This window comes from uncultured Bifidobacterium sp. (assembly GCF_963540075.1).
In the GTDB taxonomy this organism is placed as follows: domain Bacteria; phylum Actinomycetota; class Actinomycetes; order Actinomycetales; family Bifidobacteriaceae; genus Bifidobacterium.
The window spans coordinates 13194-34645 of sequence record NZ_CAUTOG010000007.1; the positions used below are offsets into that span (position 1 = coordinate 13194).

At 66.9% G+C, this 21452-nt stretch carries 16 protein-coding genes, 1 tRNA gene and 1 pseudogene; 5 read left to right on the forward strand and 13 right to left on the reverse strand.

What is annotated here, in order from left to right; genetic code table 11:
* Window positions 1-24: 24 nt before the first annotated feature.
* Complete coding sequence (metK, locus tag RWX87_RS01925) at window positions 25-1239, reverse strand: methionine adenosyltransferase (protein WP_314686315.1); 1215 nt, start codon at window positions 1237-1239, stop codon at window positions 25-27.
* A gap of 84 nt (window positions 1240-1323) precedes the next feature.
* On the reverse strand, window positions 1324-1611 hold the full coding sequence (rpoZ, locus tag RWX87_RS01930) for a DNA-directed RNA polymerase subunit omega (RefSeq protein WP_314686316.1): 288 nt from the start codon (window positions 1609-1611) through the stop codon (window positions 1324-1326).
* Window positions 1612-1884: 273 nt separating this feature from the next.
* On the opposite strand from rpoZ, the gene ilvD reads away from it, so the two are divergent.
* Entirely contained in the window at window positions 1885-3744 is a 1860-nt protein-coding gene (ilvD, locus tag RWX87_RS01935; RefSeq protein ID WP_314686318.1) for a dihydroxy-acid dehydratase, read from the forward strand.
* 186 nt (window positions 3745-3930) lie between these two features.
* Here the strand turns inward: ilvD and gmk are convergent, their stop codons facing one another.
* From gmk to rpsL, 10 genes and pseudogenes are all read right to left on the reverse strand, one after another.
* Complete coding sequence (gmk, locus tag RWX87_RS01940; protein ID WP_314686320.1) at window positions 3931-4497, reverse strand: guanylate kinase; 567 nt, start codon at window positions 4495-4497, stop codon at window positions 3931-3933.
* 161 nt (window positions 4498-4658) lie between these two features.
* Window positions 4659-5555 (reverse strand): orotidine-5'-phosphate decarboxylase, encoded by an 897-nt coding sequence (pyrF, locus tag RWX87_RS01945; RefSeq protein ID WP_314686323.1) that lies wholly within the window; start codon window positions 5553-5555, stop codon window positions 4659-4661.
* A 7-nt stretch (window positions 5556-5562) separates the two neighbouring features.
* On the reverse strand, window positions 5563-8937 hold the full coding sequence (gene carB / locus RWX87_RS01950) for a carbamoyl-phosphate synthase large subunit (RefSeq protein ID WP_314686325.1): 3375 nt from the start codon (window positions 8935-8937) through the stop codon (window positions 5563-5565).
* Complete coding sequence (gene carA, locus RWX87_RS01955) at window positions 8930-10156, reverse strand: glutamine-hydrolyzing carbamoyl-phosphate synthase small subunit (RefSeq protein WP_314686326.1); 1227 nt, start codon at window positions 10154-10156, stop codon at window positions 8930-8932. The genes carB and carA overlap by 8 nt, the downstream gene beginning before the upstream one ends.
* Before the next feature lie 445 nt (window positions 10157-10601).
* Window positions 10602-11009 (reverse strand): annotated as a pseudogene (gene nusB / locus RWX87_RS06795) (transcription antitermination factor NusB); the annotation flags it as partial.
* Between the two features lie 12 nt (window positions 11010-11021).
* On the reverse strand, window positions 11022-11585 hold the full coding sequence (gene efp, locus RWX87_RS01965) for an elongation factor P (RefSeq protein ID WP_314686330.1): 564 nt from the start codon (window positions 11583-11585) through the stop codon (window positions 11022-11024).
* A gap of 264 nt (window positions 11586-11849) precedes the next feature.
* Complete coding sequence (tuf, locus tag RWX87_RS01970; RefSeq protein ID WP_314686333.1) at window positions 11850-13049, reverse strand: elongation factor Tu; 1200 nt, start codon at window positions 13047-13049, stop codon at window positions 11850-11852.
* 169 nt (window positions 13050-13218) lie between these two features.
* Window positions 13219-15348 (reverse strand): elongation factor G, encoded by a 2130-nt coding sequence (fusA, locus tag RWX87_RS01975; protein ID WP_314686334.1) that lies wholly within the window; start codon window positions 15346-15348, stop codon window positions 13219-13221.
* A 24-nt stretch (window positions 15349-15372) separates the two neighbouring features.
* A complete protein-coding gene (gene rpsG, locus RWX87_RS01980) occupies window positions 15373-15843 on the reverse strand; it encodes a 30S ribosomal protein S7 (protein ID WP_314686336.1) in 471 nt (156 codons plus the stop codon).
* 3 nt (window positions 15844-15846) lie between these two features.
* Window positions 15847-16218 (reverse strand): 30S ribosomal protein S12, encoded by a 372-nt coding sequence (gene rpsL, locus RWX87_RS01985; RefSeq protein ID WP_314686338.1) that lies wholly within the window; start codon window positions 16216-16218, stop codon window positions 15847-15849.
* A 352-nt stretch (window positions 16219-16570) separates the two neighbouring features.
* Here rpsL and RWX87_RS01990 point away from each other — a divergent pair.
* Both RWX87_RS01990 and RWX87_RS01995 read left to right on the forward strand, forming a co-directional pair.
* A tRNA-His gene (locus RWX87_RS01990) sits at window positions 16571-16643 on the forward strand.
* A gap of 125 nt (window positions 16644-16768) precedes the next feature.
* On the forward strand, window positions 16769-17794 hold the full coding sequence (locus RWX87_RS01995) for an aminotransferase class I/II-fold pyridoxal phosphate-dependent enzyme (protein WP_314686340.1): 1026 nt from the start codon (window positions 16769-16771) through the stop codon (window positions 17792-17794).
* Between the two features lie 69 nt (window positions 17795-17863).
* Here RWX87_RS01995 and RWX87_RS02000 read toward each other — a convergent pair whose 3' ends face one another.
* Complete coding sequence (locus RWX87_RS02000; protein WP_399552270.1) at window positions 17864-19090, reverse strand: glycosyltransferase; 1227 nt, start codon at window positions 19088-19090, stop codon at window positions 17864-17866.
* Window positions 19091-19166: 76 nt separating this feature from the next.
* Here RWX87_RS02000 and purT point away from each other — a divergent pair, with 76 nt between their 5' ends.
* Together purT and purC are read left to right on the forward strand one after the other, a co-directional pair.
* Window positions 19167-20483, forward strand: coding sequence for a formate-dependent phosphoribosylglycinamide formyltransferase (gene purT / locus RWX87_RS02005; protein ID WP_314686363.1), 1317 nt, complete (start codon window positions 19167-19169; stop codon window positions 20481-20483).
* Between the two features lie 144 nt (window positions 20484-20627).
* Window positions 20628-21395: a phosphoribosylaminoimidazolesuccinocarboxamide synthase gene (gene purC, locus RWX87_RS02010; protein WP_314686345.1), complete on the forward strand. Its 768-nt coding sequence runs from the start codon at window positions 20628-20630 to the stop codon at window positions 21393-21395.
* The last annotated feature ends 57 nt before the right edge of the window (window positions 21396-21452 follow it).

The window sequence follows — 21452 nt, forward strand, 5'->3', positions numbered from 1 at the left end:
GCATGGCCCCGGCAATCCGGGCGCCTATCGGCCCACCGCTTTTCTCAGCTGATCCACGCGGTCAGTACGCTCCCAGGTGAAATCGGCGTCGTCACGGCCGAAGTGACCGTAGGCGGCCGTTTGGGAATAGATGGGACGCAACAGGTCGAGCTCGTCGATGATGGCGGCCGGGCGTAGGTCGAAGACCTGGCGCACAGCCCTCTGGATGTCGTCGCGGGTGACGCCGGAGGACTCGGTCCCCCAGGTCTCGACGTTGACGCTCACCGGGTCGGCCACGCCGATGGCGTAGGCGACCTGCACTTCGACGCGTCGGGCGAGCCCCGCGGCCACGATGTTCTTGGCGACCCAGCGCGCCGCGTAGGCCGCGGAGCGGTCGACCTTGCTGGGGTCCTTGCCGGAGAACGCACCGCCGCCGTGATGCGCGGCGCCGCCGTAGGTGTCGACGATGATCTTGCGGCCGGTGAGCCCGGCGTCCGCGGCCGGACCTCCCAGCACGAAGGATCCCGTGGGGTTGACGAGCACGCGGTAGTCGTCGTGCCTCACCGCATCGCCGCACACTTCGTCGAGCACCGGGGTGATGACGGCCTCGACGAGCCTGTTCTGAAGCTGGTCATGGTCGACATCGGGGTCATGCTGCGTGGAGACGAGCACGGTGTCCACGCGCACCGGCCTGTTATCGGCGTCGTACTCGATGGTGACCTGGGTCTTGCCATCGGGGCGCAGATGCGCGACGATGCCCTCCTTGCGCACCTGGGCCAGACGGTGCGCCAGACGGTGCGCCAGGTGGATGGGCAGGGGCATCAGCGCCGACGTCTCATCGCAGGCGTAGCCGAACATCACGCCCTGGTCACCGGCACCCTGGGCCTCATAGCGCTCCTCGCGCGAGGCGCGCGACTCCTCGGCGGGGTCGAGCCGGGACACGCCCTGGTTGATCTCCGCGCTCTGGCCGGTGATGGCCACGAGCACGCCGCAGGAGTCGGCGTCAAGGCCGATCGTCGAGCTCGTATACCCGATCCGCCGCACCACGGAACGCACGATCGACTGCACGTCGGCGTAGCCCTCGCTCGTCACCTCGCCGAAGACGAAGAACTGGCCCGTGGTCGCCGAGGTCTCGACCGCGACATGCGAATGGGGGTCCTGCCGCAGCAGATCGTCGAGGATGGCGTCCGAGATCTGGTCGCAGATCTTGTCGGGATGCCCTTCGGTCACCGATTCCGCGGAAATAAGACGACGCTCCACGTTGCACCACACCTTCCCGCCGGGCCGACGACCCGGGCTTCACACCGGCCGAGCGCCTCGCCGGCGCCCTTCGACCGGCTCCGCTCAGTCGCCCTCCGTGGGATCGTCCTCGCCGAGCGTCTCCTCCAGCAGTCCCTCGTCGATCTCGCGGAAGGCGATGGACAACGGCTTCTCCTGGTTCTTGTACTCCACGAGGGGACCGACGTTCTGCAGCAGCCCCTCGTTGAGCTGGGTGAAGTAGGAGTTGATCTGCCGGGCGCGCTTGGCCGCGAAGATGGCGAGAGCGTACTGCGAGTCGGCACGCTTCATGAGGTCGTCGATGGTGGGATTCGCCAGTCCCGTGGGCGTGGGTTCGGTACCGAAGTCTGACATTCCGTCTTCCAATCATCCGTTCGTCAGGGCGCCGCAGGCCTGAGGGCGCCGTGGGATTCAGTCCACCCACTCTAGTGCATGGGTCTCGACCTTTCGCCGGATGAGAAGGGAGCCTCCCCCTTCCGCCGAATGATTTACTTCCTGCAGAGGTCGGCACCGACGTCGCGAGGAGCCGCGGGTCCGGACACCCTCCATCGTCACCCCCGGGCCCATGCCTTCCACGATGCGAACCGCGGGGGGAACCGGTCGCCCTCAGGCACTTGAATAAGGGGCATGGCTGAAATGCGATCCGCAAAACTCATGAACGGACGGGTGTTCGCCGGCGCCCGTGCCCTCTACCGTGCCGCCGGCGTGGATGGCGGGGACTTCGGCAAGCCCATCATCGCCATCGCGAACTCCTTCGACGAGTTCGTCCCGGGCCACGTCTTCCTCAACAAGGTCGGACGTCTCGTCTCCGAGGCGGTGAAGAAGGCCGGGGGCATCCCGCGCGAGTTCAACACCATCGCCGTCGACGACGGCATCGCGATGGGGCATACGGGCATGCTCTACTCGCTGCCGAGCCGCGACCTCATCGCCGACTCGGTCGAGTACTCGGTCAACGCGCACTGCGCCGACGCCCTCATCTGCATCTCCAACTGCGACAAGATCACCCCCGGCATGCTCATGGCGGCGCTGCGGCTGAACATCCCCACGGTCTTCGTCTCCGGCGGCCCGATGGAGGCCGGCACCACGGTGCTGTCCGACGGCTCGAAGCAGAGCACGGACCTCATCGACGTCATGTACGCGAGCGCCGACGACAACGTGTCGGACGAGGACCTCCTCGCGTATGAGAAGACCGTCTGCCCGACCTGCGGGTCCTGCGCCGGGATGTTCACGGCCAACTCCATGAACTGCCTCACCGAGGCCATCGGACTGGCCCTGCCGGGCAACGGCACGACGCTGGCCTCCCATGCGTATCGCAGGAAGCTGTTCGAACTGGCGGGCCGACAGGTCGTGGAGATCGCCAACCGGTACTACCAGCAGGACGACGACTCGGTGCTGCCGCGGAACATCGCCACGAAGCACGCCTTCGAGAACGCCATGACCATGGACGTGGCCATGGGCGGCTCCACGAACACCGTGCTCCACATCCTCGCGGCAGCGCAGAGCGCCGACGTGGACTTCACTCTCGACGACATCGAACGCATTTCGCATACCGTCCCCTGCATCTGCAAGGCCTCCCCGTCGGGCGACTGGGAGATCTCCGACGTGCACCGCGCCGGCGGCATCCCCGGCATCCTGGGCGAGCTCGACCGCGCCGGCAAGCTGCATCAGGACGTGCATTCCGTCGACTATCCCTCCCTCGAGGCCAAGCTCGACGACTGGGACATCATGCGCGACACCTGCCGCGACGACGTGAAGCAGTTCTTCCGCGCCGCCCCGGGCCATATCTCCTCCCCCGAACCCTGGACGCACGAGACGCTGTTCGACTCGCTGGACACCGACCGTCAGCACGGCGCCATCCATGACATCGACCATCCCGAGGTCGAGGAGGGCGGACTCGCCATCCTGCGAGGCAATCTCGCACCCGACGGCTGCGTCGTCAAGACGGCCGGCGTACCCAAGGAGATCTGGAAGTTCCATGGACCGGCGCTGGTCGTCGAATCGCAGGAGGAGGCCATCAAGGTCATCCTTGACGACACCCTCAGACCGGGGCAGGCCCTCGTCATCCGCTACGAGGGACCGAAGGGCGGACCGGGCATGCAGGAGATGCTGTACCCGACCTCCTTCGTCAAGGGCAAGGGCATCGGGCGTCAGGTCGCCATGATCACCGACGGCCGCTACTCCGGAGGATCCTCGGGACTGGCCATCGGGCACGTCGCACCCGAGGCCGCCAACAAGGGGCCCATCGCCCTCATCAGAAACGGCGACATGATCGGCATCGACATCCCGAACCGCAGAATCGACGTGGAACTCACCGACGACGAGTTCGCCGAACGCCGTCGCGAGCTCGAGGCCGGCGACGGCTACGTCGCCCACCGCGACCGCAAGGTGTCGCAGGCGCTGAAGGTCTACGCGGCCTTCGCCCGCTCCGCGGACAAGGGAGCCACCCGCGACCCCGACCTCATCGACAGGCTGTCGGGACTCGCCTGAGACGACTCACCCTGCATATGCCGAAGCCCCGGACGTCGAGATGGACGTCCGGGGCTTCGGCATATGCAGGGTGACGACCGGTCATCAGGACATGCGCCACGAAACGAATCCGGCTATGGACGATTCGTCGGGCGAAAGCGTCCAGAGGAACGGACACGCCGAATACGCGGCCTGCGTCACGCCCCTCTACAGGGACAGTCCGTATTCCCCGGCGATCACGTCCCACAGCTCGCTGGCGGCCTGCGTCACATCCCTGTTGACGATGGTCACATCGAACTCCGACTCCGAGGCGAGCTCGGTCCTCGCCGTCTCCAGCCGCCGACGCCGCTGCTCCTCGTTCTCGGTCCCCCGACCGACCAGACGTCTCACCAGCTCGTCGTAGCTGGGCGGCGCAAGGAAGACGTACACGACGTCAAGCCCCAGCTCCTTCGCCCGCTCCCTGACCCGCCGAGCACCCTGAAGATCGATTTCCAGAATGGTGGGGACACCCTCCCGCAGATGCTCACGAACAGGCTCCAGAGGCGTGCCGTACCGGGCCATGCCATGGACGACGGCGGTTTCGAGGAACAATCCGCGGCGTTCCCTGTCGAGGAACTCGGCGTCGTCAAGGAACCAGTAGGTGCGTCCGTTCACCTCCCCGGGACGGGGGGCGCGGGTCGTGGCGGAGACGGATACCCACACCTCGGGATGCCGTCGACGCAGCTCGGCCTCGACGGTGCCCTTGCCGACGGCCGTGGGTCCCGTGAGGACCATGAGACGGCCGCCCGTCACACGCGGTGAGCCGTCTGTCGGAGATTTGCCATCCGAAACGTCCCCCGGGGAACCCCCTTGCGCTGCTGACGCAGCAGCCGCCTTCCGCATCACAGCGGAGACCCGTACACCGCCCCGGTCCTTCACGTCACGCTCCGACACGCTCATTCGTCCATCGCCTCCAGCAGAGCCTGACGGACGTCCAGCGCGATGGATTCCGTGGCCCTGGACAGTTCGGAGATGGCAGGGCCGTACGCAGCGATGAACCGCGACACGGTGACGAGCACGTTCCCTCTGGTTCCCTTGAACACGGTTTTGAGATCCTCGGCCTCCGCGCCCTGCCATCCGTAGCCCGGCGACAGAATCGGGCCGGTGAACTGCGAGGGGTCGACGCCGCCGTCCTGCATCCACTGGCCTATCGTCGCACCGATGATCAGCCCGACGGAACCCATGCCCTTCATCTCGGCGTTGAATTTCTGGGCGTTTCGGGCGATGCCGTAGGCCACCGTCCGACCGGCGTAGTCGCCGCTCTGGCGTATGGCCGTCTGGAGGCTCTGCCCCGCCTGGTTGGAGGTGAGGGAGGCGACGAAAACCCCGCGTCCGTTGCCCAGGGCGTCGTGGATGAGCCCGGTGAGCGAGCGTGCGCCGTAGTACGGGAGCAGGGTGATGGCGTCGGCCGCCATCGGCGAATCCTGATGGAAGTACGCGTCGCCGATTGCCGAGATCGTCGTGGGCAGCCCGCCGTGCAGGCAGTCGACGATGGTGATGACGCCCATCTGCCGCGCGGCGTAGAGCACGCGCTCGAGCGCGGCGTATCCCTTGGATCCGTAGCGCTCGAACATGGAGGTCTGGAACTTGACCGCGGCGGCCCTGCCGTTGGCCGCCTGCAGCATCCTCATGGAGAACAGCTCGGCCCCTTCGGCGTCGACGCCGTACCCCCAGTCGGCGAGAATGCGGCGGTGCGGGTCGATGCCGACGCATAGGGGACCATACGAGGCCATGGAGCGACTCAGACGACGGCCGAAATCCCCGTCCTCCGCCGGCGCCGTGCTGTCAGACATGGCATCCTCACTTTTCCATGGCGAACAGCTGGTGCGAATGCTCCTGGATGCTCATGATCTGGTAGTCGTTGCGCCTGACGGCCTCGATGGCCATGAGCACGGCGGAGAACTCGGTCATGGTGGTGAACTGGGGAAGGTCGGCGGCGATGGCCGCAGCGCGGATCGAGTAGCCGTCCGCACGGGACCCCCGGGAGTTGGGGGTGTTGAGCACCATGTCGATGGTGCCGTCCTCGATGAGCTGGACGACGTTCTTGCCGACGCTCCCCGACGCGTGGTCGATGGCCGTGGTCGTGCTTCCACTGCCGTCGGGGCGCGTGGTGATCTTGTCCACGATATGCGAGTCGATGCCATAGCGGCGCAGCACGGAGGCCGTGCCCTCGGTGGCCCAGATGTCGAAGCCCAGCTCGACGAGACGCACGGCCATCAGCGGAAGCTGGCGCTTGTCCGAGTCATTGACCGAGATGAAGACGTTGCCGCTGGTGGGCAGCCCGCCCTGGTAGGCGGCGAGCTGGCTTTTGGCGAAGGCGTGCGGGAAGTCGCGGTCGAATCCCATGACCTCGCCCGTGGATCGCATCTCGGGTCCGAGCAGGACGTCCACCGTCCGACCCACCGAGGTGCGGAAGCGCTTGAACGGCAGCACGGACTCCTTGACGGCGACCTGCTGTCCCGGATGCATGATGCCGCCGTCGCCCTTCGGCAGCAGCAGTCCGTTGCGGCGCTGGTCGGCTATGCTCTCTCCCACCATGATCCGGGCCGCGGCCTTGGCCAGAGCCACTCCAGTGGCCTTCGACGCGAAGGGCACGGTACGCGAGGCGCGGGGGTTGGCCTCGATGACGTAGAGGGTGTTGGCCATGAAGGCATACTGGACGTTGATGAGCCCACGCACCCCACAGCCGCGGGCGATGGCGAGGGTCCCCTCGCGCAGACGGCTGATCTGATCGTCGGACAGCGTGCTGGGGGGAAGGGTGCAGGCGGCGTCGCCGGAATGGACTCCGGCCTCCTCAACATGCTCCATGATGCCGCCGATGTACAGCTCCTCGCCGTCGAACAGGGCGTCGACGTCGATTTCGATGGCGTCCTGGAGGAACTTGTCGATGAGCAGCGGGGAGGGCAGGCGCCCGGACACGACGGTGTCGGCCTTGGCCTCCGCCAGGGCGCGGTTGACGTAGGTGGCGAGCTGGTCGTCGTCGTACACGATCTCCATGCCGCGCCCGCCGAGCACGTAGCTGGGGCGAACGAGAACCGGATACCCGATCGAATGCGCGGCGTCGCGGGCCTCATCGAGGCTCAGGGCGGTGCCGTAGCGGGGGGCGTTCATATGCTCGCGACGCAGCACCTCGCCGAAGAGCTCGCGGTTCTCGGCCAGGTCGATGGACTCCGGCGAGGTGCCGAGAATCGGGACCCCGGCGGCCTTGAGACGCGCGGCCAGCGACAGAGGCGTCTGGCCGCCGAGCTGGACGATGACGCCCTTGACCGGACCCATCCTCTTCTCGGCCTCGTAGATCTCGAGGACGTCCTCGAAGGTGAGGGGTTCGAAGTACAGCCTGTCGGACATGTCGTAGTCGGTGGACACCGTCTCCGGGTTGCAGTTCACCATGATGGTGTCGTAGTCCTTGCCGAGCTCCTGCACGGCATGCACGCAGGTGTAGTCGAACTCGATGCCCTGGCCGATGCGGTTGGGTCCGGAGCCGAGGATGATGACGGCCTCGCGCTCGCGTGGTCTGAGCTCCGACTCGTCGGCATAGCAGGAGTAGTAGTAGGGAGTCACGGCGTCGAACTCGGCGGCGCAGGTGTCCACCGTCTTGAACACCGGACGGATGCCGTAGTTCCAGCGCAGCTCACGCACGGTGTTCTCCCCCGCGTCGTCCAGGCCGCGCAGATGGGCGATCTGCACGTCGGAGAGACCGGCGCGCTTGGCGTCCCGGAGCAGATCCGGAGTGAGGGTCTCGGAGGATCGAACGCTCAGAGCGGTCTCGTTGACCAGGGCCATCTGCTCGAGGAACCAGCGGTCGATCTTCGTGGCCTGGTAGATCTGCTCGACCGTGGCACCGCCCCACAGCGCCCGCTGGATCTGCAGATAGCGATGCTCGGTGGGGGTATGCATCCGCACGAGGAGGTCGGCGGTCTCCTCGCCGTCGGGACGCCGGCCGTCCCAGCTGAACGCCATATGGCGCTTGTCGATGGATCGCATCGCCTTGCCGAGGGACTCCTGGAAGTTGCCCCCCAGGGCCATGGCCTCCCCGACCGACTTCATGGAGGTCGTCAGCAGGGGGTCGGCCCCCGGGAACTTCTCGAAGGCGAAGCGCGGGATCTTGGTCACGACGTAGTCGATCGTGGGCTCGAAGCTTGCCGGCGTCGAACGCGTGATGTCGTTGCGGATCTCGTCAAGCGTGTAGCCGAGGGCCAGCTTGGTGGCGATCTTGGCGATGGGGAATCCCGTGGCCTTGGAGGCCAGGGCGGAGGAGCGGGAGACGCGGGGGTTCATCTCGATGACGATGATGCGCCCGTTCTCGGGGTTCACGGCGAACTGGATGTTGCAGCCGCCCGTGTCGACGCCCACACCGCGGATGATGCGGATGCCGATGTCCCTCATCCGCTGGTATTCGCGGTCGGTGAGGGTGAACAGCGGGGCCACGGTGACGGAATCGCCGGTGTGCACGCCGACGGGGTCGACGTTCTCGATGGGGCAGACCACCACGACGTTGTCGTTGCGGTCGCGCATGAGCTCGAGCTCGAACTCCTTCCATCCCTCGATGCCCTCCTCGACGAGAACCTCGTTGGTGGGCGAGTAATGCAGTCCGGCGCCGCCGATGCGGCGCAGCTCGTCCCTGTCGTGGGCGATGCCGGAGCCGAGTCCGCCCATGGTGAAGCTCGGGCGGATGACGACCGGGTAGCCGAGCTTCCCGACGATGCCCTCCACCTCGGACAGGGAATGCGCGATGAAGGACTTCGCCGACTCCGCGCCGGCCTTCTCGACGACCTTCTTGAAGAGCTCGCGGTCCTCGCCGCGGTCGATGGCCTCCAGCGAGGCGCCGATGAGCTCCACATGGTACCTGTCGAGGATGCCGGCCTTGCCCAGGGCGACGGCCGCGTTGAGGGCGGTCTGCCCGCCGAGGGTGGGCAGCAGGGCGTCGGGCCTCTCCTTGGCGATGATCTTCTCGAGGACGGGCACGGCGATGGGTTCGATGTAGGTGGCATCGGCCATCTCGGGGTCGGTCATGATGGTGGCCGGGTTCGAGTTGACGAGGATGACGCGGATGCCCTCCTCGCGCAGCACGCGGCAGGCCTGGGTTCCCGAATAGTCGAATTCCGCGGCCTGGCCGATGACGATCGGGCCGGAGCCAATGACCATGACGGATGTGATGTCGGTGCGCCTAGGCATTGACGGTGTCCTCCTTGGACTTGGACGTACGCATGAGGTCGACGAAGCGGTCGAAAAGGTAGGCGGCGTCATGCGGGCCAGCGGCGGCCTCGGGGTGGTACTGGACGGAGAAGGCGGGGACGTCGAGGCAGCGCAGCCCTTCGACGACGTCGTCGTTGAGGTCGACGTGCGAGACCGCCACCCTGCCGTAGCGGCCGTCGCCGTAGGGCGAGACGACGGGCTCTCCGATGGGCGCATCGACGGCGAAGCCGTGGTTGTGCGCGGTGACCTCCACCTTGCCGGTGGTGAGGTCCTTGACGGGCTGGTTGATGCCGCGATGCCCGAACTTGAGCTTGTAGGTGCCGAAGCCGAGGGCCCTGCCGAGCAGCTGGTTGCCGAAGCAGATCCCGAAGAACGGGTACCGGGCGTCGAGCACGCGTCGCAGCAGCTCCACCTCCGGCTCGGCCTTTTCAGGGTCCCCCGGTCCGTTGGAGAAGAACACGCCGTCGGGATGAAGCTCCTGGAGACGTGCGAAGGAGATGGTCGAGGGGACGACATGCACCTCGCAGCCGCGTTCGGCGAGGCGATGCGGGGTCATCGACTTGATGCCGAGATCCACGGCCGCCACGGTGAAAAGCGGCGCCGCGCCCTGGAAACGCCCACAGGGTTCGACGACGTAGGACTCCTTGGTGCTCACCTCGTCGTAGAGGCTCTGCCCCGCCATGGGAGGCGTGCGACGGATGTCGGCGATCAGCGATTCCATGTCGCGCTCGGCACCGGTGCCCGGGTCATCGAGGGCGTCACCGGAGAAGATCCCGGCGCGCATGACCCCTGCGGAGCGCAGATGACGCACCAGGGCGCGCGTGTCGATGCCGCTGATGCCGACGATGCCCTCCGCGTCGAGGTCGTTCTCGAGCGATCCGTCGGCACGCCAGTTGCTCACCACGGGACTCGGATCACGCACCACATAGCCGGCGACCCAGATGCGGGAGGATTCCGGATCCTCATGGTTGACGCCGGTGTTGCCGATATGCGGGAAGGTCTGGACGACGATCTGCCTGTCGTAGCTGGGATCGGTCAGCGTCTCCTGATACCCGGTCATCCCCGTGGCGAAGACGATCTCCCCGGTCGTCGCCCCTCGATGCCCATAGGCCCGTCCACGATAGGTTCTGCCGTCCTCCAGAACGAGGAGCGCCTCCTGGTTGGTCGGATTCTTCGCTGCGACATCGCCCATGTTCATACGATCTCTCCCGTCGGGTTGTTCGCGTACCTAGGGTACCGACGGGTTAGGACGGCCGTCGTCCACGGGGTCCTATGGCCGTCGGGCATCCGGGTCAGGACCTTTTCGGGTCCGATGCCGGCGAATCCTCCGACGCGGGATCCCCCGCCGTGGGATCCACGGACGCAGGCTCCCGGGTCGTCGTGGCGGAAGCAGCCTCCGCCTCGCCCGGATCCTGCGGATCGGTCGTCGGCGAATCCGCGCCTGCGGCATCCCCTGATCCGGCATCCGCGGCGGCCGCGGAGTCCTCGGTCCTGGCGGTCACTGGCGCCATGATCTCCTCGATCGGGACGGGCTGGATATCCGCCAGGGCCTTCGTCGCCGAATCCTGAGGGATGGATTCCGCGGCCGCGGCGGTGACCCCGGCGGCGGATGGCGATCCCTCGGCCTCGGTCTCCCGCGCGGTCGTCCGCGCGTCGTCATCGGAGGCGACCGCGTTGAGCAGTCCGTGGATGAACGCGGGCGAATCGTCGTCGCTCAGCGTCTTGGCGAGCGTCAGCGCCTCGTCAATGGCCACGCCGTCCGGGACCTCGTCGTTGTAGACGATCTCCCACACGGCCATGCGAAGGATGTTCCGGTCGACGGCGGCCATCCTGGGGACCCGCCATCCTGTCGAATGGTCGTTGAGCAGACGATCGATCACCCTCGCATGCCCGGCCACTCCACGGACGATGTCCACCGCATAGGCCGGCAGGGGCGTCTGGGCGCCCGGCCGTTCAAGACGCTCGGCCAGCAGGGAGAGGATGTCCTGCCCCTTCTCGTCCGCCTCGTACAGGGTGTTGAGCGCCCGTTTGCGGGCCGTGGAACGTGCCATGGATGCGACCCGTCAGTTCTCGCGTCCGAGGTAGGATCCGTCCCTGGTGTCGACCTTGACCTTCTCGCCCTCGCCCACGAACAGCGGCACCTGGATCTCGGCGCCCGTCTCGACCGTCGCCGGCTTGGTGCCCGCGTTCGAGCGGTTCCCCTGGACTCCGGGCTCGGTGTGGGTGATGGTGAGGATGACGGAGGCCGGAAGCTCGACGCTCAGAGGCGTGCCGTCGTGGAAGCTCACGACGCAGTCCGTGCCCTCAAGCAGGTATCTGCTCTGCTCGCCGACGAGGTCCCGGGGGATGTAGATCTGGTCGTACGTCGTCATATCCATGAAGACGTAGTTGTCGCCGTCCTCATAGGAGTACTGGAGGTTCCGGTTGTCGACCGTCTCGAAGTCCATCTTGATGCCGGCATTGAAGGTCCTGTCGACGATCTTTCCGGACAGGACGTTCTTGATGGTCGTCCTGACGAAGGCCGGCCCCTTGCCGGGCTTGACGTGCTGGAACTTCAGCACGCTCCACAGCTGCCCGTCGATGTTCATGACGGATCCGTTCTTGATGTCATTCGTTGTCTGTGCCACGTCTGGCCGCCTTTGCTCTTGTGTGTCTTTCCGTTTCCATCCGCCCGGGGAATGCACCGTCCGCGCGGAAGCCGCTTCGGCGGGGTCGCCCGCAGGGAACCCGTCCGGGAAGCGGCGAAACGCCCACGTCATTATGCCACCCGGTCGGGATACCGGGCATACGAAAGGCATCGCGCCCCAACGCCGGAACGGGATCCGGACGCCGGGAGGGCGATGCCTCCATACCGGGGACGGGTCAGATCCGTCCCCTCCTCGCTCTGCCGATCAGCCGAGGATCTTGGTGACACGGCCTGAACCGACCGTGTGGCCGCCTTCGCGGACGGCGAAGGTCAGACCCTCCTCCATCGCGACGGGCTGGATGAGCTCGACGGTGAAGGTGGCGTGGTCGCCGGGCTGGACCATCTCGATGCCCTCGGGCAGGCTGATGACGCCGGTGACGTCCGTGGTGCGGAAGTAGAACTGCGGACGGTAGTTCGAGAAGAACGGCGAATGACGGCCGCCCTCGTCCTTGGTCAGCACGTAGACCTCGGCCTCGAACTTGTGATGAGGCGTCACCGAGCCGGGCGCCGCCACGACCTGGCCACGCTCGACCTGGTCGCGGTTGATGCCGCGCAGGAGCAGACCGGTGTTGTCTCCGGCCTGGGCCTCGTCCATCTGCTTGTGGAAGGTCTCGATGGAGGTGACCGTCGAGGTCTGGGTCGCCCGGAGCCCGACGATCTCGACGTTGGTGTTGACGGGCAGACGGCCACGCTCCACGCGTCCGGTGACGACGGTGCCGCGGCCGGAGATGGTGAAGACGTCCTCGATGGGCATGAGGAAGGGCTTGTCAAGGTCGTGGACCGGGGTCGGGATGTAGTCGTCGACGGCGTCCATGAGGTCCTTGATGGTCTGGACCCACTTCTCGTGGTCGGGAGCGTCGTCATGCAGCGCACCGTAGGCGGAGGTGCGGATGACCGGGCAGTCACGGTCGAAGCCGTTCTCCTCGAGCAGGTCGCGGACCTCCTCCTCGACGAGCTCGATGAGCTCCTCGTCATCGACCATGTCGCACTTGTTGAGGGCGACGAGGATCTTCGGAACGCCGACCTGCTTGGCAAGCAGGACATGCTCGCGGGTCTGCGCCATCGGGCCGTCCGTGGCGGCCACGACGAGGATCGCGCCATCCATCTGCGCGGCGCCGGTGATCATGTTCTTGACGAAGTCGGCGTGTCCGGGGCAGTCGACGTGCGCGTAGTGACGCTTGGGCGTCTGGTACTCGATATGCGCGATGTTGATGGTGATGCCGCGCTGCTGCTCCTCGGGAGCGGCGTCGATCTGGTCGAAGTCGTACTCGGGGTTGACGTCCGGGTACTCATCGTGCAGCACCTTCGAGATGGCCGCCGTCAGGGTGGTCTTGCCGTGATCGACGTGGCCGATGGTGCCGATGTTGACATGCGGCTTGGTGCGCTCGTATTTTGCCTTTGCCATGGTGTTTCTGTCCTCCTGGACGTCTTTGTAGTCAGCCCGTACGTCGGCGGTCCGGGCACTCGCTACATATTACTGGGTTCCTGGGTTGTTTGTCACTTCGGCCCCGTGCCCCGTCAGCGCTATGAATGGTAGCGCCCGACGGGGACACGGGAAAGGTCCGTGGCGCGCGTCACTCGCCGCGCTGGGCCTTGATGATCTCCTCGGCGATGGCCCTGGGGACCTCCGCGTACGAGTCCATCTGCATGGTGAACATCGCGCGTCCCTGCGTCTTGGAACGCAGGTCGCCGATGTAGCCGAACATCTCGCTCAGCGGCACCTTGGCGTCGATGACCTTGACGCCGGTCGCGTCGCCCATCGACTGGATGCTGCCACGGCGTGAGTTGAGGTCGCCCATCACGTCGCCCATGTACTCCTCGGGCGTGCGGACCTCGACGGCCATGATCGGCTCGAGGATGACCGGCTTGGCCTTGGGGGCCGCCGTCTTGAAGCACATCGAGCCGGCGATCTTGAAGGCGAGCTCGGAGGAGTCGACCTCGTGGATCTGGCCGTCCGTGAGGGTGGCCTTGACTCCGACGACCGGGAAGCCGGCGAGGACGCCGGACTCCATGGCCTCCTGGACGCCCGCGTCGACCGAGGGGATGAACTCCCTGGTGATGTGGCCGCCCGTGACCTCGTTGGCAAACTCGTAGGTGTCGCCCGAGCTCGTGTCAAGGGGCTCGAAGTTCATGAGCACCTTGGCGAACTGGCCGGAGCCGCCCGTCTGCTTCTTATGGGTGTACTCCTGGTTCATCACGGCCTTGCGGATCGTCTCGCGATAGGCGACCTGGGGCTTGCCCACGTTGCACTCGACCTTGAACTCGCGGCGCATGCGGTCGACGATGATGTCCAGCTGAAGCTCGCCCATGCCGGAGATCAGCGTCTGGCCGGACTCCTCGTCGGTCTTGACGCGGAAGGTCGGGTCCTCGTCGGAGAGCTTGGCGAGGGCCAGGCTCATCTTCTCCTGGTCGGCCTTGGTCTTCGGCTCGACGGCCACCTCGATGACGGGGTCGGGGAAGGTCATGGACTCGAGGGAGATCGGCGACTTCTCGTCGCACAGGGTGTCGCCCGTGGTCACGTTCTTCAGACCGACGAACGTGTAGATGTTGCCGGCCTCCGCCGCGTCGACGGGGTTCTCCTTGTCGGCGTGCATCTGGAAGATCTTGCCGACGCGCTCCTTCTTGCTCTTCGTGGAGTCGTAGACGTTGTCGCCGGGCTTGACGCTTCCGGAGTACACGCGCACGAACACGAGCTTGCCGTAGAAGGGGTGGGTCGAGATCTTGAACACCAGGGCGGCGAAGGGGTCCCCCACGGTGGGCTTGCGGTCGATCTCCACGGACTCGTCGCCGGGCTTGTAGCCGACGATGCTGGGGACGTCCTCGGGGCTGGGCAGGAAGTCCACGACGGCATCGAGCATGGGCTGCACGCCCTTGTCCTTGAACGCCGACCCGCACAGGACCGGGTAGGCCTTGCGGGAGACCGTGAGGGCGCGGATCCCGGAGCGGATCTCGTCCTCGGCGAGATCGCCGGAGTCGAGGTACTTCTCGAGAAGGGAGTCGTCGGCCTCGGCCACCTGTTCGAGCAGCTCGGAGCGGTACTGCTCCGCCCTGTCCCTGAGGTCGTCGGGGATGTCGACGGTGTCGTAGTGGGCGCCAAGGTCGCCGGAGACGTCGTTCCACACGTACGCCCTCATGCGGATGAGGTCGATGACGCCGCGGAAGTCGTTCTCGGCCCCGATGGGCAGCTGGACGACGAGCGGGGTGGCCCCGAGCTTCTTCCTGATGGTGTCCACGGAGTAGTAGAAGTCGGCGCCGAGCTTGTCCATCTTGTTGATGAAGCAGATGCGCGGAACGCCGTACTTGTCGGCCTGCCGCCACACGGTCTCGGACTGGGGCTCCACGCCCTCCTTGCCGTCGAACACCGCCACGGCGCCGTCGAGGACGCGCAGCGAGCGCTCGACCTCGGCCGTGAAGTCGACGTGGCCGGGGGTGTCGATGATGTTGATCTGGAACTTCGCGTCCGGATCGTGGGTCTGCCGGCTCCAGAAGCAGGTCGTCGCGGCGGACTGGATGGTGATGCCGCGCTCCTGCTCCTGGGCCATGAAGTCCATCGTCGAGGCGCCGTCATGCGTCTCGCCGATCTTGTAGTTCTTGCCGGTGTAGAAGAGGATGCGTTCGGTCGTCGTGGTCTTGCCGGCGTCGATATGCGCCATGATGCCGATGTTGCGGATCTTCGTCAGATCGGTGAGCACGTCTAGTGCCATGGAAATCCCTTCGCTTTCGGTTCTTTACCAGCGGTAATGGGCGAAGGCCTTGTTCGCCTCGGCCATCTTGTGGGTGTCCTCGCGCTTCTTCACAGAGGCCCCAAGACCGTTGGAGGCGTCGAGGATCTCGTTGGCCAGACGCTCGGACATCGACTTCTCGCGGCGGGCGCGGGAGTAGTCGGTGAGCCAGCGCAGCGACAGCGTGTTGGCGCGGGCCGGCTTGACCTCGACGGGCACCTGGTAGGTGGCGCCGCCGACGCGGCGGGAACGCACCTCGAGGCTCGGACGGATGTTGTCGAGCGCGCGCTTGAGGACGGTGACGGGCTCCTGCTCGGTCTTCTCCTTGACCATATCCAGCGCGGAGTAGACGATGTCCTCGGCGATGGACTTCTTGCCATCGAGGAGGATCTTGTTGATGAGCTGCGCCACCACGGTCGAGCCGTAGATGGGATCGGGCAGCAGCTGGTGCTTCTTGGCGGGTCCTTTGCGTGACATGTTCTACTTCGCCTTCTTCGCTCCGTAGAGGGAACGTCCCTGCCTACGGTCCTTGACTCCCTGGGTGTCGAGCGCGCCGCGCACGATGTGGTAGCGCACGCCGGGGAGGTCCTTGACTCGTCCGCCGCGCACGAGCACGATGGAGTGCTCCTGCAGGTTGTGTCCCTCGCCGGGGATGTAGGCGGTGACCTCGATGCCCGAGCTCAGACGGACGCGGGCGACCTTCCGCAGAGCCGAGTTCGGCTTCTTCGGGGTGGTGGTGTAGACGCGGGTGCACACGCCGCGACGCAGCGGGCTGCCCTTGAGGGCCAGGGTCTTCGACTTCTTCGGCTTGGCCTGGCGCCCCTTGCGGACGAGCTGTTCTATGGTAGGCAAGTTCTGTTCTCCGATTCGTTGGTCTGCTGGTTTCGTGGGGCCGCCGCACCGCGGCTCCCCCGTCCCGACGCGAATCGAAGGAAGCAGCCCGGTCCACCGGCCCGATGGCCCGTCATCCTCATGCCGCCGCATTGCTGCGCGCACTTCCTGCGGATTCGGGGATATCCCGATGCCCATGCCTGTCACATAAGGCATGCCATCGGCACACACAAACGCCAATTATATCGCAATCGTCATCGAAGAGCGCTCTTCAGGCGCTCCGCGTGTCGCGACTCGCCGCTCGCCCTGTCGCATGCGTTCCGGTATAGTATCCCTCTGTTGCGTCGGTCCGGTTCCGGGCCGACCCACGATGGTGGATATAGCTCAGCAGGTAGAGCATCTGATTGTGGTTCAGAAGGTCGCGCGTTCGAACCGCGTTATCCACCCCCCAGGGAGGCCCCCGGATTCCGAGGAATCCGGGGGCCTCCCGCATCCGTCGGACGGTGATGCGCGACGCCCACGCCCCACCGTCACGTCACCATCGATCGGCGCAAGGCCCGGGGAGGCAGCCATGCTGGACATGGAGAACGACTATTCGCGAGGGGCCCATCCGGCCGTCCTCCGAAGACTTGCGGAAACCAACGGGCAGTCCATGCCCGGGTACGGAACCGACCCGGTATGCGCGTCCGCGGCGACCCGGATCCGCGATCTGACGGGGGATCCCGATGATGACGTCTGGTTCCTCGTCGGTGGCACGCAGACGAACCAGACCGTGCTCGACGTCCTCACGCCGCCCTATGCCGGCGTGGCGGCCGCGGAGTCCGGACACGTCGCCACGCATGAGGCGGGGGCCATCGAGGCGACCGGGCGCAAGGTGCTCACCCTCCCCGCGCACGACGGACGGCTGGACGCCGAGGACCTCGACAGGCTCTGCAGCGGACTCGAGGACGACCCCAACGGCGAGCATATGGCGTCTCCCGGCTCCGTGTATCTGTCCCATCCGACCGAATACGGCACGCTGTACACGCTGGTGCAGCTGGAGGCGATCTCGTCCGTCTGCCGTCGGCACGGCATCCCCCTGTACGTCGACGGAGCCCGGCTGGGATACGGACTCGCCGCACGGGGAACGGACGTGACCCTGCGCGACCTCGACCGCCTCACCGACGCGTTCACCATCGGCGGGACCAAGGTGGGCGCGCTTTTCGGCGAGGCCGTCGTCTTCCCCCGCCACGGGGCGCCCGCGCATCTGACCACCCGGATCAAGCGGCGCGGGGCGCTTCTCGCCAAGGGCTGGCTGCTCGGACTCCAGTTCGACGTGCTTCTGTCCGACGGCCTCTACATGGACATCTCACGAAACGCCGACGACAGGGCGGACGAGATCCGCGCGGCCCTGGACGCGCGGGGATACCGCATCGCGCATCGCTCGACGACCAACCAGATCTTCGTCTCCCTCGACGACGGGATTCGTCGGCGCCTCGAACGCGACGTGGTCCTCGGCTTCATGCAGAGGGAGCCAGACGGGCGCAGCCTCATGCGGATATGCACGAGCTGGGCCACCACGCCGGCCGATGTCGGCCGACTGGTCGCGCTGCTGTAGACCCTCGGACCGGAGCGTCCGTATTCCGGGGACCCTGTCGGACCCCGATTCCGCGAGCCGGCGGACTTGTCAGCCGAACTCCGGGCCGATCCCCGCGCGGAAGTCGGCGATGGCCTGGCTCTCCATGTCGAGGAAGCGGTCGACGCAGGAGGACACGGCGTACATGCGGGTCGTATGCTCCGCGTACCGCGCGCCCCATGCGCGGCGCCTCCCCGGATGCTCGTACCACCAGTCGATGCGCTCGGCGAGGGCGCGCGCGTCACGGACGGGGAACAGCGAGCGGTCGGTAAGGGCGAACTGTCCGGCGGCGCTGAGGTCGGAGCGAGCGATGACGGGGACCAGTCCGCTGGCCATCCCCTCGAGGACGCTCAGCGACTCGATGTCGACGATGGAGGGATGGACGAGCAGGTCGCAGCCTCGCAGCAGGCGGGGCATGTCGTCGTTGTCGTGGAATCCGATGGACCAGCTGCCCCGCGGCAGCAGACGGGCCGCCTCGGCGCGCAGGCGGCCGAGCAACGGACCGGTGCCGCAGATGGTCAGACCGACGTCCCGTCGGTGGCGGCAGATCGCCACGGCGCGGATGAGGGTGATGTGGTCCTTCTCATGCGACAGCCTCCCGGAGGCGACGATGCGCAGGGGGGATCGCGCATCGTCGGGCGGCTCCGATGGCCCCTGAGCCGTGAATCTCGGGGAATACCCATTGGAGATGACGTGGATCCTGTTCGTGTACCCATGCCCGCGGAGCTGTTGCGCGATCATCCCGCTCGGGGCGTGCACATGGAGGACCCCGCCGTACAGCCAGCGCCGAAAAAGACGGTAGAGCATGTCGCTCGCCCCGGGCATCCATCGCAGCGGACCCGCGGAGTACGTGACGTTCTCGGGCTGCAGGTGGAAGCCCGCCGTCACCGGTATGCCCATGCCTCGGGCCACCCGCCTGGCGCACCGCCCGAAGGAGAAGGGCAGATAGACATGGACCACGTCCACCCCCTCGAACGCCCGCCGGAACAGCGCCGCGTCCGGTCGGGCGAACTGAACCTGGTGCCAGGACGCGATGGAGGACACCACGGGAAGACCATGGACCTCCGCGGGGAATTCGGGGGCTCCAATCCCCACCATCCGCACGCGGTGACCGCGTCGGATCAGCTCGCGGGCGTACTGCAGGGCGGAGTTCGACGTCCCGTTGCCCCTGTTGCCGATGGTGTCCACGACCATCGCGATGGTGAGGGGGGCATCGACGCCCCGATCCTCCGAGGCCGCGATGCCGCCGGCCCTTTCGCTCTCGTCCATTCGGCCCATGGTAGACGGGACCGGGGTCGGCATGGCACGGCACAATGGGGGCATGACCACCACGCCCCGGGATCCATCCGCGTCCATGTCATCCATCCGCTCCACCGCGGCCGCCGCCGCGGGCCTCGCGTCGACGACCCCCCCGGCGCCCGACGTCATCGAACGCCCTCTGGGGACTCCTCTGGGACGACCCTCCACGCGGGTGCTGCTTCTCGGCTCGGGCGAGCTGGGCCGCGAGATCGCCATCGAGCTCATGCGCCTGGGCGTCTGGGTGTGCGCGGCGGACAGCTACGCCGGCGCCCCCGCGGCGCAGGTGGCGCATGAGGCGCGCGTGCTCGACATGGCGGATCCGAGGCGTCTTGACGCGCTCATCGACGAGGTCCGTCCCGACATCATCATCCCCGAGGTCGAGGCGATCGCCACGTCGCGTCTCTCCCGCGCCGCCGCCCGGGGGATCCAGGTCGTGCCCAGCTCCTCCATCGCCGCGATATGCATGGATCGCGAGCGCCTGCGGGTCATCGCGCATGAGGAGCTCGGACTGCCCACCACCCCTTACCGCTTCGCCGACGACCCCGACCAGCTGCGCCGGGGCGCGGACGCCGTCGGCTACCCCTGCGTCGTCAAGCCGGTGATGAGCTCCTCCGGGCACGGCCAGTCCGTCGTCGAATCCCCCGACGGCATCGCCGCCGCCTGGCATGAGGCCCAGACGGGGCGCCGGGCCGCCGACGACGGCGGGGTGTCACGGGTCATCGTCGAGGCCTTCGTCCCGCTGCAGGACGAGCTCACCGTGCTCACCGTCAGCTCCTCCGCCGGCGTCGTCACCTGCCGCCCGATCGGCCAGCGTCAGGACCACGGCGACTATCGCGAGTCCTGGCAGCCCGCGGAGGTGGGGGACGCCGTCACGTCCGTCGCCCAGGACATCGCCCGGCGCGCCGTCGGGGGCCTGGTGGAACGCGCCCATGCCTCCGGCGAGACCGGCTGGGGCGTGTTCGGGGTCGAGCTGTTCGTTCTCACCGACGGACGCGTGCTGTTCAACGAGATGTCCCCCAGACCCCATGACACCGGCATGGTGACGCTGGTCTCCCAGCGCCTCAGCGAGTTCGCCCTCCATGCCCGGGCCGTGCTCGGTCTTCCCGTCACCGAGGGTCATGCCGATCTGTCCCTGGCGCCCGGAGCCGTTGCCGCAAGCCACGCGATCGTCGTCGAGGGCGAAGGCCAGGCCGTGTTCTCGGGGGCCGGACGGGCGCTCGCCGAGCCCGACTGCGAGCTGCGGATCTTCTCGAAGCCCTCCGTCCACGGCCACCGACGCATGGCGGTGTCCCTGGCCATCGGCGCCAGCGCCCGCGACGCCCGCGACCGCGCGGCGGCCGTGGCGGATGCGCTTGACGTCACCGTGTCCTGACCGCCACCGTGCCCTGAGCCGAACCGCCACCACCGCTCCCGGAGGAGCCCCTCGCGGCGCCCCTCCATGTATCACGCGGTTGCTACCCTGTTGGCCGTCGGCAATCCCCTCATAGCGTCTCGTGGCACACGAGGAAGGCGAGTCATGGAGAAACTGGAAAAGCTGTACGAAGGCAAGGCCAAGAAGATGTACGCCACGGACGACCCGAACGTGCTGTGGGTCGAGTACATGAACCAGGCCACCGCCGGAAACGGCGCGAAGAAGGCGCAGATCGCGGGCAAGGGCAGCCTGAACAACCGCATCACGTCGGTGCTTTTCGATCTTCTCGCGGCCCGTGGCGTCCCCAGCCATTTCCTGCGCCGCATCTCCGACACCGAGCAGCTCGTGCGCCGCATGGACATGTTCCCGCTGGAGATCATCATGCGCAACGTGGCCGCCGGGTCCTTCGCCAAGCGCTACGGAGTCGAGGAGGGGACGGAGCTCAGGTGCCCAATCCTCGAATTCTGCCTCAAGTCGGACGAGCTGGGCGACCCCTTCATCAACGACGACGCCATCGTGGCCCTGGGTCTGGCCGACGAGAGGCAGCTCGCCGAGATCTCCCGCCAGGCACGGGCCGTCAACGACGCCCTCACCGACGTCTTCGCCTCCATCGACGTGAGGCTCGCCGACTTCAAGATCGAGGAGGGCGCGACCGGCGACGGCACCATCCTCCTGGCCGACGAGATCACCCCCGACACCTGCCGTCTGTGGGATCTCAGGGACCGCAGCGGACGCATCGAGCATCTCGACAAGGACCTCTTCCGCCGCGATCTGGGCAGCATCATCCCCGCCTACGAGGAGATCCATTCGCGTCTTCTCGCCCTTGCGGCCTCCGAAGGCGTCGAGACGGGCGAGAAGGCGGTCACCGAGTAGGAGAGCTCTGCGTCGGCCGCCTCAGGACGCCCGTCGCAGGCGACGTCCCATCCATTC

Excerpts from the sequence above, each read along its gene's own strand:
- purT (WP_314686363.1), top strand. The coding sequence starts at position 19,167 with ATGTCATCCATCCGCTCCACCGCGGCCGCCGCCGCGGGCCTCGCGTCG.
- purC (WP_314686345.1), top strand. The coding sequence starts at position 20,628 with ATGGAGAAACTGGAAAAGCTGTACGAAGGCAAGGCCAAGAAGATGTAC.
- tuf (WP_314686333.1), bottom strand. The coding sequence starts at position 13,049 with ATGGCAAAGGCAAAATACGAGCGCACCAAGCCGCATGTCAACATCGGC.
- carB (WP_314686325.1), bottom strand. The coding sequence starts at position 8,937 with ATGCCTAGGCGCACCGACATCACATCCGTCATGGTCATTGGCTCCGGC.
- RWX87_RS02000 (WP_399552270.1), bottom strand. The coding sequence starts at position 19,090 with ATGGGCCGAATGGACGAGAGCGAAAGGGCCGGCGGCATCGCGGCCTCG.
- fusA (WP_314686334.1), bottom strand. The coding sequence starts at position 15,348 with ATGGCACTAGACGTGCTCACCGATCTGACGAAGATCCGCAACATCGGC.
- pyrF (WP_314686323.1), bottom strand. The coding sequence starts at position 5,555 with ATGTCTGACAGCACGGCGCCGGCGGAGGACGGGGATTTCGGCCGTCGT.
- RWX87_RS01995 (WP_314686340.1), top strand. The coding sequence starts at position 16,769 with ATGCTGGACATGGAGAACGACTATTCGCGAGGGGCCCATCCGGCCGTC.
- gmk (WP_314686320.1), bottom strand. The coding sequence starts at position 4,497 with ATGGTCCTCACGGGACCCACGGCCGTCGGCAAGGGCACCGTCGAGGCC.
- carA (WP_314686326.1), bottom strand. The coding sequence starts at position 10,156 with ATGAACATGGGCGATGTCGCAGCGAAGAATCCGACCAACCAGGAGGCG.
- ilvD (WP_314686318.1), top strand. The coding sequence starts at position 1,885 with ATGGCTGAAATGCGATCCGCAAAACTCATGAACGGACGGGTGTTCGCC.
- rpsG (WP_314686336.1), bottom strand. The coding sequence starts at position 15,843 with ATGTCACGCAAAGGACCCGCCAAGAAGCACCAGCTGCTGCCCGATCCC.
- rpoZ (WP_314686316.1), bottom strand. The coding sequence starts at position 1,611 with ATGTCAGACTTCGGTACCGAACCCACGCCCACGGGACTGGCGAATCCC.